The sequence below is a fragment of the Streptomyces flaveus genome, assembly GCF_014647675.1.
Classification (GTDB): domain Bacteria; phylum Actinomycetota; class Actinomycetes; order Streptomycetales; family Streptomycetaceae; genus Streptomyces; species Streptomyces flaveus.
Window position 1 is genome coordinate 462,124 of record NZ_BMPQ01000001.1, and the last position, 17,504, is coordinate 479,627.

Consider the following 17,504-nt stretch of genomic DNA (forward strand, 5'->3'; position numbering starts at 1 on the left):
CGCGATGCCCGGCTTGAAGGCCCTGCACATCATCACCGGCCTGGGCGCAGGCGGCGCGGAACAACAACTCCGCCTGCTCCTGCGCCACTTGCCCCTCGACTGCGACGTCGTGACCCTCACCAACCCCGGCCAGGTCGCCGAAGGCCTGACGGCGGACGGCGTCCGGGTCGTCCACCTCGGCATGTCCGGCAACCGGGACCTGTCCGCCCTGCCCCGACTGGCCCGCCTGATTCGCCACGGCGGCTACGACCTCGTACACACCCACCTCTACCGGGCCTGCGTGTACGGCAGGATCGCCGCCCGTCTGGCGGGCGTACGGGCCGTGGTGGCCACCGAACACTCCCTCGGCGGCACGCAGTTGGAGGGCCGCGCCCTGACCTCCGGCATGCGCGCCCTGTACCTGGCCAGCGAGCGCCTCGGCCGGGCCACGGTCGCGGTCTCCCCCACCGTGGCCGACCGGCTCCGCAGCTGGGGCGTGCCCGAGCCGCGCATCGAGGTCGTGCCCAACGGCATCGACGTGGCCTGCTTCCGCTTCGACCCGGACCGCCGCGAACGCACCCGCCGCCGACTCGGGCTGCCGAAGGACGCGTACGTCGTCGGCGGCATCGGCCGGCTGACCGCGGGCAAGCGGTTCGGCGTCCTGATCGACGCCCTCGGCCGACTCCCCCGCGACTACATGCTGCTGCTGGTCGGCAGCGGCCCCGAGGAGAACGTGCTGCGGCGCGCCGCCCAACGGGCCGGGGTGACCGGCCGGGTGCTGTTCACGGGCGAGCAGCCGTACGAGCCCGACGGCACCCACGCCCTGGATCTGCCCTCGCTGACCTCGGCGATGGACGTACTCGCCTCGCCGAGCACGGAGGAGACCTTCGGCCTGGCCGCCGTGGAGGGCCTGGCAGCGGGACTGCCGGTGCTGTACGCCTGCTGCCCGGCCGTCGAGGACCTCCCGCCGTGCCTCGCCGCCGGGGCCCACCGGGTGCGCGGCGACGCGGACGCGTTCGCCCGCGCCCTGGCCGAGACCCGTGCCCGGACCGGGCACGACCCCTCCCGCCCGACGGACCGCCCGGCCCCCGCCGCCGCCCGCCACTACTGCATCACGCGCACCGCCGCACAACTCATGGACGTGTACGCAGCCGCCGTCTCGTCTCCGTCCCCGTCACCCCTGGGAGTGATCCCCTGATGACCCTCAAGACCGAATCCCCGACCTCCCCGCCGCGCCGACCGCGGGGGGCCCTGAGGCGCCTGCGAGCGCTTCCGTCCTGGTCCCTGCTCGCGGTCGGCACCCTCACCGGTGCCCTGGCCGGCGGCGCGTACGGCGCCCTCACGCCGCCCGCCTACTCGGCCTCGGCCTACGTCGTCGCCGTACCGACCGCGAAATCGGACCCGCAGACGGCGCTCGGCTTCGCCCAGGCGTACGGCCGGGTCGCCACCCAGCTCGCGCTGCTCGGCGACGCCCAGGTGTGGGCGGGCGTACCGGTGCGGACGCTGCGCGAGAGCGTACGGTCGGCGACCTCACCGGACGCACCGATGGTCGCCGTGACGGCCACCTCCGCCCGCCCCGATCTCGCCGTCGACATGGCCAACGCGGTCACCCGCGCGATGACCCGGCACGCCACCCACACCAAGAACGCCACGCACGTCGAACTCCGCCAGTTCTCCCGGGCCGTCGAGCCCACCGAGCCGTCCTCGGCATCCCCCGCACTGACCGGCCTGGTGGGCGCGAGCGCCGGCGGCCTGCTGGGCGGCCTCGCACTGCTGGCCCGCCCACGGCACACGGACGCCGACAGCATGGGCTCGGCCGTAGTACCCGGCCCGGCCACCGCCGCCGACGCGCACGGACAGCTGTGAGCGGGGTGACGGTGCAGGCCGGCGAGGACACCCTACGGGCCGAACTGTGCACCGACGAGCGCGAGTTCACCGCACTGGCCCCGGCCTGGGAACGGCTGTACCGCAGGTGCGGCACGGCGACCCCCTTCCAGAGCCACGCCTGGCTGCACTCGTGGTGGACGTCGTACGGCACCCCGGGCCGACTACGGCTGGTACTGGTACGCGACGGCAGCGGCGAACTACGGGCCGCCGCACCGCTGATGCGCACCGGCGTCCCACTGCCCCGACTGGTCCCGCTCGGCGGAGCGATCTCCGACTACGGGGACGTACTGCTCGACGACGAACACGCCGACCGGGCCGCGGACGCGCTCACCCAGACACTCTGGACGGCCGCCCGCACCGCACTGATCGACATCCGCGAGGTCCGCCCGGGCGGCTCCGCGGAGCAGGTGTACGCACGCTGGCCCGGCCCTCGGCGACAGCTGGCCGACTCGGTGTGCCTGGAACTGCCCGCCCACCCGATGGACAAGCTGCTCACCCGGATGCCGCCCGGCCGGGCCGGACGCATCCAGGCCAAGATCCGCAAGCTCGGCCAACTCGGCGTGGAACACCGCTTCGTCCGCCCCGACGAGGTGGACTCGACCCTGCGCACCATGCTGGACCTGCACCGCCTCCAGTGGCAGACCCGCAAAGTGACCACCGAACACCTCAAGCCCCGCTTCCACGAACACCTGGTCCGCTCGCTCGGCCCACTGGTCCGCTCCGGGGACGCCGTGGTGACCGAGTTCCGGGCCGGCACCGACGTACTCGCCGTCGACGTGACCCTGCTGACACCGCGACTGGCGGGCAACTACCTGTACGGCGCCCACCCACGGCTGCGGGAGTGGAAGGCGGACATCGCCACCATGCTGCTGCACGCCAGCGCCGATCACGTGTCCCGCGACGGCCGCCAGGTACTGAGCCTGCTGCGCGGAGCCGAGCCGTACAAGTTCCGCTGGCGCCCGGACACCGTGGTCAACCAGCGACTGCTGCTGGCCCGACGGCGCACCGCCCCACTGCTGTCAGCGGTCGCCTGCGAAGCCTCCGCACGCAACCGGGCCAGGGAACTCGTACGCGAGCGAAAGGGAGCGGTCACCAACTGAACGACCACCAGTCGTCTGACCACCAGTCATCCGGCCACCAGTCGTCACGGACGCAGGGCTCCCCGCCGATCCAGTACTCGACCCAGTCGCCCAGGTCCAGCGACGAGCAACCCGGGGCCGGCTGAGGCTCCGGAGTGGGCTCGGGCACAGGCGTTGGCATCGGCGGCACGGGCTCGGTACGTCCGTAAAGCACGGCCCGGTACACCTGAGCCGCCTGCGGATTCTGCCCGCACTGCCACACGCCGTGCGGGCAGTAGTCGGTGAGCGTGTTGTACAGCGGCTTGTGCTCGTCCATCCAGTCGAGCATGTGCCGCATGTACTCCGCGTTGTCACCGTTGCGGAACAGCCCCCACTCCGGATACGAGATGGGCTTCCCACGCTCCCTGGCGAAGTCCACATGATCCTGCAGCCCGTACGGCTCCGTGACCTGCACGTCGAACGGCATCCCCTGCGGCTGGTCGTAACTGTCCATCCCGATGATGTCGACCGTGTCGTCCCCCGGATAGCACTCGGTCCACGGAATGGCATCGCGCCCGCGATTAGGCGCGAAGTCGAACCGAAACTCCTGGCCGGGCACCGACCGCATGGCGGCGACGATCCGGTTCCAGTACGCCTTCCAGGCCTCCGGATCCGGCCCGCACCGATGGGTGTACGTGATGCCGTTCATCTCCCACCCCAGCACAAGGATGGTGTCCGGCACCCCCAACCCGACCAGCCGCTCGGCCAGCCGCCGGTAATGCACATCGAACTCCCCGGCCGCACCCCGCCGCAGCAGGTGACGCACCTCGGCGTCGGAAACCCCCTCCTCATTGCGCTCCATCATCGGCACATTGAGGACAAAGATCCGCTCGTCCCTCTCCCGCCGCCAGTCCGCCCAGTCATCGAGAAAGCCGGGAGCGCCCTCGATGTTGCTCCAGAGATCACCGGGCAGATACGTACGCCCCACCCGCAGATCAGCCCCACCCAGCCACCGACTGAACCAGTCCGTCTGAGCCACGCCACTCCAGCTGTAGTCGAGGTAGGCGCCGAAGGCGGGGAAGGGGGCGGGGGTTGTACCGGTGCCCGTCGGCGCCCGGGGCGCCACTCGCCCCGGCGCCGCTACCGGCCCCCGCGCCTTGGCGTCCTCATTCACCCCGCTGCCCCCACGGTGCCCGGGCCCCGCCAACAGGGCAGCCCCCGCGACAACGCCGACCGCCGCACATACGGGCCATCGTCTGAGGCGCCGATACCGTACGGCCATGACTGCTCCCGTCTCGGCTGATCAACGGCGGCGTAACGGCTGCACCGCCACCTACTTTCCGGATCACTCCTGACATCCAGTCATATGTGCTGCGATACCGCGAGCGGAGCCGTCCGCCCGGCCACCCCCGGCCACCCACCCGAGTGAGCCCTGGCCAGGAACGAGTCCGGGGCCGGACGAGTCTCCGTCCGGCCCCGAGGGAACCACTCCCGCGTGGTTCCTCCTTACCGCAGCGAGGCGGCCCGCCCACGCCGGTACAGAATGGCGCCGCTCGTCATCAGCAACGCGGCAGCACCCGAGGCCAGGAGCACCTGCTCCCCACCACCGGTCTCAGCGAGCGAGGGCGGCTGCGCCGGGTGCTCGACTGCCGGGGGCCCGCCGACCGGGGTGGCCGGTCGCGGCGACATGGGCGACGTCCTCGCCGGCGGAATGGTGGTGGGCGGTGACGTCGACGGCTTCGTGGGCGGCGTGTACGAGTCGCCGCCACTGCCGCTTCCGGCGCCCCCGTAGCCGACGTCATCGTCGCCATAGCCGCTGCCATCACCGTGATCACCATGATCGCCGCCAAGGCTGTAACTGACGTCATAATCGAACCCACTGCCATAGGCGTGGTCGCCGTACTCGACGAACGTGTCGACCTCGGCGCTCACACCGCCGGAGTTGCCGTCGACGTCCGGGTCGACGTCCGTCGAAACCTCAACGTCGCCGCCCGACAGGGCACCGGACGACGCCCCGGAGCCTTCCTCGGAACGCGAGTGCGCGAACGCCGGACTGCCGTACAGGGACAGAATGCTCGTCGCGGCGGCTGCCACGACCATTCCCCTGCTCAGGTTCTGTCGCAATCTAATCGTCTTCCTGCTCGAATAACTGGGAGAAGCCGGCATGGAAACCGAAGGCACAAGTCCAAGCCGGGCCCGTGCCTCAGCCGTTCGACTGATGTTCCGACAACGGCACGGGCGAAAGGCCTGACCCTCTCGTCAGCCCCTCCCCCGCTTCCTACGACTGCGCCGGGGAGCGGCCTCACGCCTGCCATAGTTTCGCCGTGACTGGATTTTCTGACTGGTCAGATGATGCGACCCGGTGAAGTGCCAGTACCGGCACCCGGGGCACTGATAGATCCGGTCCGGAATCCTCTCGATCAACGGCTGCCTGACGAGCCAGACGCGAGCCTCGTCCTCAGTGCGGAACGAGGCTTTACCCGTTTCCGGGCAACGCGGCAAGATGATCACATCAGCCATATTCTCTCCAAAACGCGATGCGACTCACATTCCTGTGACGAGAAGGATGGAATCAATACTGCATCGGAACGAAATCATCCCCCAAGCAGCCGATAACCCTTATGGACGAGCAGAGATAAAATTTCATCCGAAAGGCCCTGTATGGCGACTGATATGAAGTGCGCCGATCGGACGATATGCAGGAGGACCACGAACTGCACAGTCCGGCGACCTGGTCGGCCGATGGTTCGCTGGGCTCACCCAGCACGGAAAAAGAGTCAGCGGCCATCGGGAGCAGGGCGGTTGCCGTTACCGACGCCGCTCATAGTCTTGTCGACGGCCTTGGACACCAAACCCTGGCTGACCAGCAGCGTCCCGCCCCTACGAGCCACACCACCCCGCAGCCGTGGAACCCGGCGCCCACCCGGCACGACAGCCGGGCCACCAGCCTGCCCACAAGCAGAAATCTCCGCTCTGAACGAGCAGAAAGGGCCCACCAGCAAGCTGACGGACCCTCATGCGAGATCGAGGCCAGGACATACACCCGGCGACTTCCTCGCACGCGTCATGCGGCACGGTCCTCGCGCCTACAGCCGAGTCGGCCGCTCAGCGCGGCGGCGAGGCCCGGTGAACAACAAACGCACCGACCCGGAACCCGGCGAGCACAAGCGACCCTGCGTCCCCGTCGAGTCGGGGCCAGGAGACATACGGCAGTAACGGCCGGGACCCGATGTCAGGTCCCGGCCATTCTCCGCCGTACGGGTGAAGTTATGCGACGAGTGCCTATGTGAACAAGGGCCCCTCGACCGTCTCGGTGGGACGTCAGACCGGCTCGCCATTGATGGTGGCTGTACCGAAGCAGGCCATACGACTACTGCCCTTTTCGTCCTCCCCACCCTTGCAGGTGTTCTCGTTGACGATGTGGACGCTTTCGCGCTTGTCGTCGGTGAAGGTGTACTCGATCTTATGCACGCAGCGAGCGTTACCCTTGCCGTCATCGGCGCACTTGCCGGAACCATCATGACCGAAGGCTTGGGTGGAACCGGCACCGATCAGAGCCAGGCTCCACAGGACGCCCGCCGTCACTGCGATCTTCTTCGAATTCAGCATTTACCTTCTCCTTTACTGTTGATCTCCCGTGGCCGGACAGCAGTGACGCTCCGGACGCTCGGGTCATCAAAAGCCAGGGGCAAGCCCCGGCGCTCGAACACTTGGGTTCGGGCACCAGGGCCTGCCTGGATCACCTGATAGGCAATTAGCCGATCCTGGCCGCGTTGTCACAGTCGGTGACCGCGTTGTGGCTGTTGACCACTGCGCCGAGGACGTTGATGTTGTTGCCGTTGAGCAGGTGGATCAAGCCGTCACTCTTGCCACCGCTGTAGGCGGGGCAGGCGTTGGTCTGGTCAGTGTCGACCTTGACCCCAGGCTCCTTGTGTGACCCGTAGCCATTGCCGTTGTGTGACCCGTAGCCATTGTCGGCCTGGCTGACGCCGGCGCCGAGGAAGCTGACACTGCCGAGCATGGCCACGACGACAGCAGCCTTCTGGTACTTACGCATTACCTCTCCGTTCCCTTGCGAGACACGATCCGTAACGGATCAGTCGCTTACGGTTTCCGACCTTAGGCAGCTTTTGCGGCCTTTCCCAATCGAAACGCCCGTTTGAGTAACTTTCTTGAAAAAATGCACGTCACAGCGCTGCTGCGCTTGTCCCGGATGGCCGAACCTGGGTAGCCGCGACGTCCGGACATCTGCCGTGGCACAGCCACTGCTCACAGCGAGTCGTCCCATCCAGGAATCCGGGGCTGCGAAGGCGCGACCTGCTCAACCAGGTCGCCGCCCTGCACCGAAAGCCCCGTTTCAAGGGTGATCCAGGGGCAAGCGCCGTGACCGGTCCGATGCCATCGCGTCGAACGGGCAGTACGGTCGCGCTTCCGACTACCGCGCTTACCAACCCGGTAAGGAGAACGTGATGTCTCGCATCGCGATGGTGGCCACCATCGCACTCGGCACGGGCGCCGTGGTGCTCAGCGGGACCCCTCTCGCCTCGGCGAACGCCGACGCCGACGCCGAGGCTACGGCGGTGGGCTCGCCCGGCGTCGCGTCCGGCAATGCGATCCAGGTTCCTGTCCACGCGCCGATCAACGCGTGCGGAAACACCGTCACCGTGATCGGCGCTCTCAACCCGGCCATCGGCAACGTCTGCAAGAACGGCCACAAGATCCACAAGAAAAGCGGTTACGGCCACTGACGTCTGGCGTCCCGATCCAAGAGCCCCGGCGCCCGCGAGCTCCGAGGCTCTCCCCATGAACCCGCGTCACCTCACGCGTACCGGTAGATCCGGCCGACGTCCTCCAGTTCGTCCGGCGTCACGTCCACGGCTGCAGCTTCTGGTGCCGTGCCACGATGCGGTCGTGCTGCTCGTCGCCGGGGCCCGGCGGTGTCGCGGGGAGATAGCGGGCCCCGCGGTGCCGGTGCTGCCAACGGGTCCACTGCAGGTCGATGAAGGCGTGGTGCAGCCAGAAGACGGGGTTGTTGACGGCGGCGCGGGCGGCCTCGAGCGATGTCCGGTGCGACCGGTAGTGGTCGACCATGCTCAGCCAGGTGCCGTCGGCGCGGCGCATCAGATGCAGCGGGCGGCCGTCCACGGTGACGTGCCACTGGCCGTCCTCCGTGGCGCTGCGGACGGGCATCCACATGCCTCGGACACGGCGGCCGCAGTAGGTCTGGTCGAAGGCGATATCGCCGAGGGAGTTCCCGGTTGCGGATCCGGGGCGCGAGGACCAGAAGGCGGCGGCCACCGGGGACAGGGCTGCGGCGAGCGCGCAGGCGAGCAGACCGTGCGTCGCGTCCCGCCGTGTTCTGCCCGCCGGTCCGGGCCGCGTCGCGCCCAGTACTCCGTCCTCGGCGCCTGCCGGTACTCCGCCGATGCTGACGACCATGGTTCACTCCTCGTCCGATTCGGTTGCCCGTAGCCGTGACCGCGGCACGCCCCGCGCGGTCACAGACCGGGCCAACAACTGCACGGGGAGCAGGTCGGCGTCACTGGCTGTGCACACGCAGAGTCGGCCCTCGAATCCCACCGAGGGCCGACTCCGAACGGCGTGGTCTCAGCGCGGCACGGGCACACCGGCGATTCGCGCCAGCGTGGGGGTGTTGCTCAGTTCCTCCGCGGCGCCCTTGACCTTGTGGAGCGCCGAGTCCTTGTTCTTGGTGTTGAGCGCGTCCGACCGGACCGTGCCATCGGATTCGATCGTGGTCGTGCCGCCGTTGAGGCTGGTGGACGCCAGGTCGGTGGCGTCCAGGGCGAACGCGGGCGAGCCGACCCCGGCAGCGATCAAGGACCCGGCAATGGCGGCGGCAGCCTTCAGGGACTTCATCGTGTTCCTTTCTTCGGCAACGAAGGTTGCCGGAGCGAGTTGCTGTCGCCGTGCCTAACGAGCTCCGGCCGGAGCGGAAACCGGGGACGCCGAAGATCGCAAGTCCTCATATGAGAACTCTGAAAGACCGGACCTCGGACGCGATAAGACCGGAGGAAAGTCGGGAGAAGGACAGGAACAGCAACAGTCGTGGTGCCGGTCTCCGGCCGGCACCACGACTGGACGGGCAAGAGCCGCACCGTATGACGCTCACGGGGTCGGCGGCAGCACTGCTGTCGGCAGCATGATCGCGGGGAGCGTGACGGCCGGCGGGGAAAACGCCTCCGTCGATGTCGACGTGCTGGGCGGCGTCGTAGCCGCCAGGTCGCTGTCGATCAGCGCGGCGACGAGGTTCTCCTCCTCGGCCACCAGACCGTCGATCGACTCAGGCACCAGACTGACGTCATCAGAGGTGACCGAATACAGGAAGCTGTCGAGGGCCTTCTCCATGGCCTCCACGGCGTCCTGCGCGTCGCTCGTGGGGTCGGCGGCGAAGCTCCAGGAGATCATGGGCTTGGCAACGCCCCAGGTGGGAGCGGGCGGCAGCACGTCCGTCGACACTGTCGGCGTGGCCGAGGTCGCCGGAGCCTTGGCGGCCGCCTCGGCGAAGAGCACCTCGCCGCCCTCGGTCTTCGCCTTCGCACGGATCGCCGGCCAGGTCTCCTCCCGCCAGAGGCGGACCGCTTCCTCGTCCTGCTCGACGGCCCGCTTGTCCGGGCGCTGGAAGGACAAGCCCCAGCGGCGCAGGTACTTGCCCACACCCTGCTCGGTCAGCCGCACCCGGAACAGCCTGGCGATCAAGTCCCGCACGCCGGCCCGGGTCCACAGCTGGCCTGCAAGGCTCAGGTCGCACGGCCGGTGATCCAGCATGGCCTGCCGGATCGCCTGCTGCTCGGCCTCGCCAAGGAGCTGATGCGCGCCGACCCGACGCCCGCGCGGCTGGGACACGAGCGCCTCGCGGCCGCCCGCCAGCCACTTGGCCCACCAGTTGTCCACGGCCTTGAGCGAGACCTTGAACAGCTCCGCGACGTCTTGACGGTCCCGGCCCGCCACCAGCGCAGCCACCGCCCGCATCCGCAGGGCCTCCTGAGCCGACGGCGGCAACTGCCGTGCATCCCCCACCAGTTCACTCACGCAGGGAACAACGACCCGGAACACCTACCGTTTCGGATCAATAGAGGGGGAAAAGCCGACCCTGGCGCCGCAAAGACGGTCCAATGCCGGTCGAACCGAGCGAGCGCAGCTGGAACAGCTCGCACCAGTACCTGCAGGCCGTAAACGAGGAATGGACGAATGAAGAAACCGTGAAACGTGGGGAGTTACGGAATTCACCCGAATGCCGCGCCAGAATCAACTGGGCCGGATCGACTTCGGGTCCCCCGGGGTGAATCGCGGAGTCACGCGCCCGCGCACTCGGCAGCCCGCCTCAGCCGCCGTACAGCTCCTCGATCTGATCCGCGTACGCCCGTGTCACCGCATGCCGCTTGACCTTCAGGGACGGGGTGAGGAGGCGGTTCTCCTCGGTGAACTCGTCCTCCACGAGGATGAACTCGCGGATGGACTCGGCTCGGGAGACCGCCTGGTTCGCGTAGTCCACGGCCTTCTGGACGTCGGCGCGCATGGTGGGGTCGCGTACGAGGTCGGACATCGGGGTGTCCGCGGGCATGGCGCGGACATGAAGCCAGTGGGCTACGTCCTCGCGGTCGAGGGTGATCAGGGCGGCTACGTAGGGGCGGTTGTCGCCGACGACTATGCACTGGCCGACCGGGGGGCGGCTGCGGAGGCGGTCCTCGAGGATGGCGGGAGAGACGTTTTTGCCGCCGGAGGTGATGAGGATGTCCTTCTTGCGGCCGGTGATGGTGAGGTAGCCGTCCTCGTCGAGGGCGCCGAGGTCGCCGGTCGCGAACCATTCGTCGGTCAGGGCGGCGTCGGTGGCGGCGGGGTTGTTCCAGTACGCGTTGAAGACGATGCCGCCCTTGATGAGGACCTCGCCGTCGTCGTCGATGCGGATCGCCGTGCCGGGGACCGGGAGGCCGACCGTGCCGGGGCGGGGTTTCAGGGGCGGGACGATCGTTGCGGCGGCTGTGGTCTCGGTCAGGCCGTAGCCCTCGTAGATGATGATTCCGGCGGCGTAGAAGAAGAGGTTGAGGTTGCGGTCGAGGGGGGAGCCGCCGCTGATGGCGTAGCGCAGGCGGCCGCCGAGTTCCTTGCGGATGCGGCGGTAGACCAGCTGGTCGTACAGGGCCCAGGCGGCGTACAGGCCGGGGTTCGGGCCCTCGCCGCGGTCGAGGAACCTGTTGAGGTGGGCCTCGCCGAAGCGGACGGCGATGCGGTCGGCGCGGTCGAAGGAGGCGGCGCGGCCGATGCGCTCGGCGGTCGCGCGGCCGGTGGCGTGGATCTTCTCGAAGAGATACGGGACGCCGACCAGGAAGGTGGGGCCGAACTCCCGCAGCGCGGGCCGGAGTTCGGCCGGCTTGATGCTCGGATAGTGCCCCAGCTCGATACGGGCCATCAGGCAGGCGATCTGGATGGTGCGGCCCAGGATGTGGGCGAGGGGGAGGAAGAGGAGCGTCGAGGCGGCCTGGCCCGTGATCTCTTTGAAGATGGGATGCAGGAGCTCGACCGTGTTGGCGGCCTCGGCGTGCAGGTTGGCGTGCGTGAGGACGCAGCCCTTGGGCTCTCCGGTGGTGCCGGAGGTGTAGCAGATCGTCGCGGGCGTGTCGGGGGTGAGGGCCTCGCGGCGCTTGATGATCTCCTCGTCGGGGATGTGCCGGCCGCGGGCGGTGAGTTCGGGGATCGCGCCTTCGTCGATCTGCCACACGAGCGGGGGGTCGGGGTGGTCGGCCGTGCCGGCGGTGACCTCTTCCGCGTTCTCGGGGGTCTCGGCTATGACGAGGCGGGCGCCCGAGTCGCGGACGATCCACTCGATCTGCTCGGCCGAGGACGTGGCGTAGATGGGGACGGACTGGCCGCCCGCCGCCCAGATCGCGAAGTCGAGGACCGTCCACTCGTAGCGCGTACGGGACATCAGCGCGACCCGGCCACCCGGTTCGAGTCCCGCCGCAATCAACCCCTTGGCGACGGCGGTGACTTCGTGGGCGAAGGCCTCCGCGGTGACCGGGTGCCAGGTGCCGTTCGCCCGGCGGCGGAGGATCACGGCATCGGGGGCCTCGGCCGCGTTGGTGTAGGGCAGGTCGGCGATGCTGCCGGTGGTGGCCCTCTGCGCGAGGGGCGGCATGCGGGCCTCGCGGACGACTCCCTGATGATCCCTGACGAGCTCGACCGTGGTGCGGTCTGCCAGGTCGGTACGTTTCTTCGCCTGTTTCAGATCTTTGCGTACGCCCATGACGGCTCCCGGTCGCGGTTCACTTGCGGTGGTGCGATGCGATGCGTACTTACGCGGGCGTCAACTTACTCGTGCGTAGCCGAACTTCAATCGGTTGTTCGTCTGTGTTCGGTCGTGTGGGCGTTCAGGCCAGATGCCCTTGGAGGCTTATGAGACGCATGAGGTCTTGCGCCCTGCGCGGTTCCGTTCGACCCTGAAGTTTCATGTTGCCTTCCGGTGGAGCCGCCGTATGAGCACATACCGTCCGAGCCGCCGCAATGTCCTCGTCGCAGGAGCCGCCCTCGCGGGCTCGGCCGCGTTCGCCGCGCAGAAGCGGGCGTTCGCCGCCGAGGGGGACGAGTGGGACGCGAGTCCGAGAGTCTTCCAGGTCAACAGAGAGCCAGCACGGGCAGCCCGTCTCGTGCCGTATGCAAGTGCCGAGGCCGCCCGGCGCGGGCAGTTCGAGAAGTCGCCGTACCACCGCTCCCTGAACGGCAGTTGGCGCTTCCACTGGGCGAGAAACCCCGATCAGCGCCCCACCGGGTTCCACACGCCCGGCTTCGACGACAGCGACTGGGACCGTATCCCCGTCCCGTCGAACTGGGAGATCGAGGGCTACCCGGAGCCGATCTACCTCAACATCCCGTATCCGTGGGTCGGTTACGAGACGCCCGAGCCGCCACAGATCCCGCACGACTTCAACCCGGTGGGCTCGTACCGCCGTACCTTCACCGTGCCCGAGGGATGGAAGCGCCGGCGCACGCTGATCTCCTTCCAGGGCGTGAAGTCCGCGTTCTTCGTGTGGGTCAACGGCGAGCGCGTCGGGTACAGCGAGGACAGCTACACGCCCGCCGAGTTCGACATCTCCCCGTATCTGAAGGCCGGGCGGAACACGCTCGCCGTGGAGGTCTACCGCTGGTCCGACGGCAGTTGGCTGGAGGACCAGGACATGATCGATCTGTCCGGGATCTTCCGGGACGTGTATCTGTACTCGGTTCCGCAGGTGCACGTCGACGACCTGTTCGTGCGGACGGAGCTGGACTCCGCGTACCGCGACGCCGTGTTGAGTGTCGATGTCGCCTTACGCGACCGGGGTGGGAAGCAGTCGGCCGCCGGACATCGCGTCGTGGCCGAGCTGTTCGACGCGCGGGGGCGGCGAGTGCTGGAGCTGGCGGACGGCGTCGAGGAGAAGGTGACGCTGAAGGGTGAGGTGAGGGCCCCGGCCCTCTGGTCGGCCGAGCAGCCGAATCTCTACACCCTGGTCATCACGCTCAAGGACCGCTCCGGTAAGGCCGTCGACATCCACAGCAAGCGGGTCGGGTTCCGCCAAGTCGACTACGGGCCCGGCAAGTTCACCGTCAACGGCAAGCCGATCATGTTCCGCGGCACCAACCGCCACGAGAACGACCCCGACCGCGGGCAGGCCGTCGACGAGGCGCGGATGGTGCAGGACATCCTGCTGATGAAGCGTCACAACATCAACGCCCTGCGCACCGCGCACTATCCCAACCATCCGAGGATGCTGGAGCTGTGCGACGAGTACGGCCTGTACGTCGTCGACGAGGCGAACCTGGAGACGCACGGGGTACGCGACACCGTGCCGGGTTCGCTGCCCGAGTGGACCGACGCGTGTGTGGACCGGATGCGGTCGATGGTCGAGCGGGACAAGAACCACACGTGCGTGGTCGTGTGGTCGCTCGGCAACGAGGCGGGCCAGGGCTCGAACTTCAAGGTCATGGCCGACTGGGTGCACGCGCGCGACGCCTCGCGGCCCGTGCACTACGAGGGCATGAACGCCGTGACCGATGTGCACAGCGAGATGTACACCAGCCCGGCGGGCGTCGAGCGATACGGCAAGTCGGGCAACCCGAAGCCGTACATGCTGTGCGAGTACACGCACATGATGGGCAACAGCGGCGGCAACCTCCCGGAGTACTGGGAGATCATCGAGCGCTATCCGAACCTGCACGGCGCGTTCTTCTGGGACTGGGCCGACCAGACGATACGGCTGCCCGTGCCGGGCGACCCGAAGCGCACGTATCTGTCGTTCGGAGGCGACTGGAAGCCCGGCTATCCGACGGACGGGAACTTCTGCTGCAACGGCCTGGTGGCGGGTGACCGTGCGATTCATCCGGGGCTGCTGGAGGCGAAGAAGGTCTACCAGCCGGTGGGGATCACGGCCGGTGATCTCGCCGCGGGTGTGGTGAAGGTGCGCAACAAGCACCTGTTCAGCGGCCTGGACGCGTACGAGCTGCGGTGGACCGTCACGCAGGACGGCGCTCGCGTGCAGCACGGCACGCTGGCGGCGCCCAAGGTCGCGCCGGGCGAGGAGGGGACCGTACGCATCCCGTACCGGAAGCCGTCCGCGCTCGAACCCGGCGCGGAGTATTTCCTCAACCTGTCCTTCGTGCTGCGGAAGAAGACGAGCTGGGCCGACGCCGGGCACGAAGTGGCCGCCGAACAACTGGCGTTGGACTGGCAGGCAGCCGCGCCCTCCGATCCCGCACCGCGGGGCGGCCTCAAGCTGACGGAGACCGACCGAGAGGTGAAGGTGAGCGGCCGCAACGTGGAGGTGGTGCTGTCGAAGGCCTCCGGCACGCTCTCCTCGTACGTCTTCCGCGGCCGGCTTCTGCTCGCCGAAGGCCCTGTGCCGAACTTCTGGCGGGGGCCGACGGACAACGACATCGGCAGGAAGTTCCAGAACACGGCGCGCACTTGGCGCGACGCGGGGGCCAAGCGGACCGTGACGTCGGTCAAAGCCTCGCAGCCCTCCTCGAGCGAGGTCGTCATCGAGGTCGGCTGTACGCTGCCCACCTCGCCGAACGCCTCGTCGTGGCGTACCGAGTTCCGGGTGCGCGGGGACGGCGAGGTGCGGGTGCGGCACACGCTGGAGGCGGCCTCGGGGTTGCCCGATCTGCCCATGGTGGGTGCCCTGTTGACCGTTCCCGGGGGCTTCGAGCGGCTCGACTGGTTCGGGCGTGGACCGCACGAGAACTACTGGGACCGCAAGACGTCCGCGTTCGTGGGGCGTTGGCGCTCCACGGTCGACGATCAGGTGGCGCCGTACGTCCGCCCCCAGCAGACCGGGAACATGACGGACGTACGCCACCTGTCGCTGACCGACCGTGCCGGTGACGGGCTCACCGTGCTCGCCGACCCGGCGGACGGCGAGCCGCTGCTGGAGACCAGCGCGCTGCACTACTCGCCGTTCGACCTCGACGGGCCGCGCCATCCGTACGAGTTGAAGCGGCGCGACGAGACCGTACTGGGCGTCAACCACCGCCAGATGGGGGTGGGCGGCATCGACTCGTGGGGCGCGGCTCCGCTGGAGAAGTACCTGCTGCACTCCGGGCGGACGTATACGTACGCCTACCGGCTCAGGCCTTCCTAGCCCCCTACTCCTACTCCCGACCCGGCCTGTTCGATCGTCTCGGCGAGTTGGCGTACCTCTTCGGACTCCGTGGTGTCAGCCAACTCGTCGGCGCGGTCGGACAGTTCGGGCAGGGAGGGGGCGCCGGGGAGACGGGACCAGCGGGAGTCGCCGGAGCGGAGGGCGTCGGCGAAGTAGGCGGCTATGGCGGTGACCTGGAGTCCGTTGCGGGCGTTGTCGCGGCTCCACAGGGGCTGGTTGAGGGCTTCGGACTCCAGCTGGGCCGACTCCTCGTGCGGGGTGCGGGTGTCGGGGTCGAGCCAGCGGACGGTCGCGGTGGCGAGGTGGCCGGAGGCTCCGGGCTTGGTGCGTACGGCGTAGAGGGCCGTGACCGTGTGGCCGGGGCCGATCTCGCCGCCGTCGACGCTGTCGTTGCGGAAGTCCTCGTCGGCGACCTCTCGGTTGTCGTAGCCGATGAGCCGGAACTGCTCGACCGTCTGCGGATCGAAGGCGACCTGTGCCTTGGCGTCGCGGGCCGTCAGATCGATGTTGCGGGGCAGTTGGTCGACGAAGACCGTGCGGGCGTCCTCTTCGTTCGATACGTAGGTGGTGTGGCCGTCGCCCTTGTCGGCGAGCTGTTCCATCAGGTCGTCGCCGTAGTCGCTGCCCACGCCGACGCCGAACAGGGTGATGCCGTGCTCGCGGCGGGCGTCGGCGATGCGGTCCAGGATGGCGTCGGCGTCGGTCTCGCCGGTGTTGGCGAGGGCGTCGGAGAGCAGCACGACCCGGTTGGTGGCGCCCTCGCGCCGGCCCTCGACGGCTGTGGCGTATCCGGTGTCGACGCCCGCGCCGAGGTTGGTGGAGAGGGTGGGTTCCAGGGTGTCGATGGCGTCGTGGACGCGGTCACGGTTGTCGCCGAGGCGGGTCATCGGGAGTACGGTCTCGGCCTCGTCGCTGAAGGCGACGATCGCGACCGAGTCGTCGTCGCGCAGTTCGTCCGTCATCACGCCGAGGGACTTCTGGGCCAGGTCGAGCCGGCCCGGCTCGGCCATGGAACCCGAGACGTCGATGACGAACGTGAGGGCGGCGGGCGGCCGTTCGCCGCTGTCCTCGGACGGGCGCGTGGCGAGACCGACGCGTACGAGCCGCCAGTCGTCGCCCTCCCCGCCCGCGTCCGTACGGGCGCCGTCGACCGTGACGGAGAAGCCGTCGCCGTCGGGACGCTCGTAGTTCTGGCGGAAGCTGTTGATGAACTCCTCGGGGCGGATGGTCGCCGGGTCGGGCCGCCGGCCGTCGGCGAGGGTGCGGCGCGCGTACCCGTACGAGGCGGTGTCGACGTCCAGGGCGAAGGTGGAGAGGTAGTCGGCGGGCGGCGGGGTGCTCTCGCGGATCTCGCCCTTCTGCTCACCCGGGGTGCTGCCTTCGTCGGTGCCCGCGGGTCCGGTCGGCTGCACGGGGGCCGGCGCCGGGAAGCGCTCGGTGTCGTGGGCGCTGTTGCTGCCGTCGGCCGACGACTCGTCGGCGCCCGAGCCGCAGGCGGCGAGCAGCAGGCAGCCCGCGGTCATCAGGGCGGCGAGTGCGCCGCGCGGTCGTCGTGTTCGGTGTGTCGTCCGGTACTCGCCCATGTGGGCCCCCTCTGAGTTGACGTCGACGTCTGTGACTGTGACGCCGGAGAGGGCCGAGGTGTGCGGCACGGGGCGTTGCGGATCGATCTCAAAGCGGGCACGGCGGGCGCCTGTTGAGACCGGTGGGAGATCTTCCGGAGACCTGGGGGTGTCCATAGGGACTCCGTAGGGACCCTTACGACACGACGTCCTTCCGCGGGCGAACCCGCGGAAGGACGTCGTCTCAAGGGTGGTGATCTCAGCGGCAGACCAGCGGATCGAGCTCCGGCAAGGGCGGGTTGAAGGGCCGGTTGCAGACGCGCAGGAATCGGGCGGCGAGCACGAACAACTGCCACAGGATCAGG

The 17,504-nt window shown here is 68.9% G+C and carries 13 protein-coding genes and 1 pseudogene; 5 read left to right on the forward strand and 9 right to left on the reverse strand.

Annotated features, from left to right (window positions below; all coding sequences use genetic code 11):
* The first annotated feature begins 13 nt into the window (after nucleotides 1-13).
* The 3 genes from IEZ21_RS01860 to IEZ21_RS01870 are packed head-to-tail and all read left to right on the forward strand — an operon-like array spanning nucleotide 14 to nucleotide 2,966.
* Nucleotides 14-1,177 (forward strand): glycosyltransferase, encoded by a 1,164-nt coding sequence (locus IEZ21_RS01860; RefSeq protein ID WP_189320369.1) that lies wholly within the window; start codon nucleotides 14-16, stop codon nucleotides 1,175-1,177.
* Nucleotides 1,177-1,845: a YveK family protein gene (locus IEZ21_RS01865; RefSeq protein ID WP_189320112.1), complete on the forward strand. Its 669-nt coding sequence runs from the start codon at nucleotides 1,177-1,179 to the stop codon at nucleotides 1,843-1,845. Before IEZ21_RS01860 ends, IEZ21_RS01865 begins: the two co-directional genes overlap by 1 nt.
* Nucleotides 1,842-2,966, forward strand: a complete 1,125-nt coding sequence (locus IEZ21_RS01870; RefSeq protein WP_246567205.1) for a GNAT family N-acetyltransferase — start codon at nucleotides 1,842-1,844, stop codon at nucleotides 2,964-2,966. The genes IEZ21_RS01865 and IEZ21_RS01870 overlap by 4 nt, the downstream gene beginning before the upstream one ends.
* Here IEZ21_RS01870 and IEZ21_RS01875 read toward each other — a convergent pair.
* The 4 genes from IEZ21_RS01875 to IEZ21_RS01890 form a co-directional block, all read right to left on the reverse strand.
* A complete protein-coding gene (locus tag IEZ21_RS01875) occupies nucleotides 2,956-4,206 on the reverse strand; it encodes a glycoside hydrolase family 26 protein (protein ID WP_189320113.1) in 1,251 nt (416 codons plus the stop codon). The genes IEZ21_RS01870 and IEZ21_RS01875 overlap by 11 nt on opposite strands.
* A gap of 224 nt (nucleotides 4,207-4,430) precedes the next feature.
* Nucleotides 4,431-5,018, reverse strand: a complete 588-nt coding sequence (locus IEZ21_RS01880) for a hypothetical protein (RefSeq protein ID WP_373302150.1) — start codon at nucleotides 5,016-5,018, stop codon at nucleotides 4,431-4,433.
* Between the two features lie 1,227 nt (nucleotides 5,019-6,245).
* Nucleotides 6,246-6,533, reverse strand: coding sequence for a hypothetical protein (locus tag IEZ21_RS01885; protein WP_189320115.1), 288 nt, complete (start codon nucleotides 6,531-6,533; stop codon nucleotides 6,246-6,248).
* 145 nt (nucleotides 6,534-6,678) lie between these two features.
* Nucleotides 6,679-6,981: a hypothetical protein gene (locus IEZ21_RS01890; protein WP_189320116.1), complete on the reverse strand. Its 303-nt coding sequence runs from the start codon at nucleotides 6,979-6,981 to the stop codon at nucleotides 6,679-6,681.
* 412 nt (nucleotides 6,982-7,393) lie between these two features.
* On the opposite strand from IEZ21_RS01890, the gene IEZ21_RS01895 reads away from it, so the two are divergent.
* Nucleotides 7,394-7,672 (forward strand): chaplin, encoded by a 279-nt coding sequence (locus tag IEZ21_RS01895; RefSeq protein ID WP_189320117.1) that lies wholly within the window; start codon nucleotides 7,394-7,396, stop codon nucleotides 7,670-7,672.
* Between the two features lie 71 nt (nucleotides 7,673-7,743).
* On the opposite strand, the pseudogene IEZ21_RS01905 reads toward IEZ21_RS01895, so the two are convergent.
* From IEZ21_RS01905 to IEZ21_RS01920, 4 genes and pseudogenes are all read right to left on the reverse strand, one after another.
* A pseudogene (locus tag IEZ21_RS01905) lies at nucleotides 7,744-8,363 on the reverse strand (tyrosinase family oxidase copper chaperone).
* A 168-nt stretch (nucleotides 8,364-8,531) separates the two neighbouring features.
* Complete coding sequence (locus tag IEZ21_RS01910; RefSeq protein ID WP_189320118.1) at nucleotides 8,532-8,801, reverse strand: hypothetical protein; 270 nt, start codon at nucleotides 8,799-8,801, stop codon at nucleotides 8,532-8,534.
* Between the two features lie 249 nt (nucleotides 8,802-9,050).
* Entirely contained in the window at nucleotides 9,051-9,974 is a 924-nt protein-coding gene (locus tag IEZ21_RS47290; RefSeq protein ID WP_444544973.1) for a helix-turn-helix domain-containing protein, read from the reverse strand.
* Between the two features lie 292 nt (nucleotides 9,975-10,266).
* Nucleotides 10,267-12,186, reverse strand: a complete 1,920-nt coding sequence (locus IEZ21_RS01920; RefSeq protein WP_189320119.1) for an AMP-dependent synthetase/ligase — start codon at nucleotides 12,184-12,186, stop codon at nucleotides 10,267-10,269.
* Between the two features lie 229 nt (nucleotides 12,187-12,415).
* Between IEZ21_RS01920 and lacZ the strand changes: the two genes are divergently transcribed.
* A complete protein-coding gene (gene lacZ / locus IEZ21_RS01925; protein ID WP_189320120.1) occupies nucleotides 12,416-15,556 on the forward strand; it encodes a beta-galactosidase, LacZ type in 3,141 nt (1,046 codons plus the stop codon).
* Here the strand turns inward: lacZ and IEZ21_RS01930 are convergent.
* Entirely contained in the window at nucleotides 15,553-17,160 is a 1,608-nt protein-coding gene (locus tag IEZ21_RS01930; RefSeq protein WP_189320121.1) for a vWA domain-containing protein, read from the reverse strand. The genes lacZ and IEZ21_RS01930 overlap by 4 nt on opposite strands.
* Between the last annotated feature and the right edge of the window lie 344 nt (nucleotides 17,161-17,504).

Coding starts and splice junctions, on each gene's coding strand:
- IEZ21_RS01875 (WP_189320113.1), bottom strand. CDS start 4,206: ATGGCCGTACGGTATCGGCGCCTCAGACGATGGCCCGTATGTGCGGCG.
- IEZ21_RS01885 (WP_189320115.1), bottom strand. CDS start 6,533: ATGCTGAATTCGAAGAAGATCGCAGTGACGGCGGGCGTCCTGTGGAGC.
- IEZ21_RS01930 (WP_189320121.1), bottom strand. CDS start 17,160: ATGGGCGAGTACCGGACGACACACCGAACACGACGACCGCGCGGCGCA.
- lacZ (WP_189320120.1), top strand. CDS start 12,416: ATGAGCACATACCGTCCGAGCCGCCGCAATGTCCTCGTCGCAGGAGCC.
- IEZ21_RS01865 (WP_189320112.1), top strand. CDS start 1,177: ATGACCCTCAAGACCGAATCCCCGACCTCCCCGCCGCGCCGACCGCGG.
- IEZ21_RS01920 (WP_189320119.1), bottom strand. CDS start 12,186: ATGGGCGTACGCAAAGATCTGAAACAGGCGAAGAAACGTACCGACCTG.
- IEZ21_RS01895 (WP_189320117.1), top strand. CDS start 7,394: ATGTCTCGCATCGCGATGGTGGCCACCATCGCACTCGGCACGGGCGCC.
- IEZ21_RS01910 (WP_189320118.1), bottom strand. CDS start 8,801: ATGAAGTCCCTGAAGGCTGCCGCCGCCATTGCCGGGTCCTTGATCGCT.
- IEZ21_RS01890 (WP_189320116.1), bottom strand. CDS start 6,981: ATGCGTAAGTACCAGAAGGCTGCTGTCGTCGTGGCCATGCTCGGCAGT.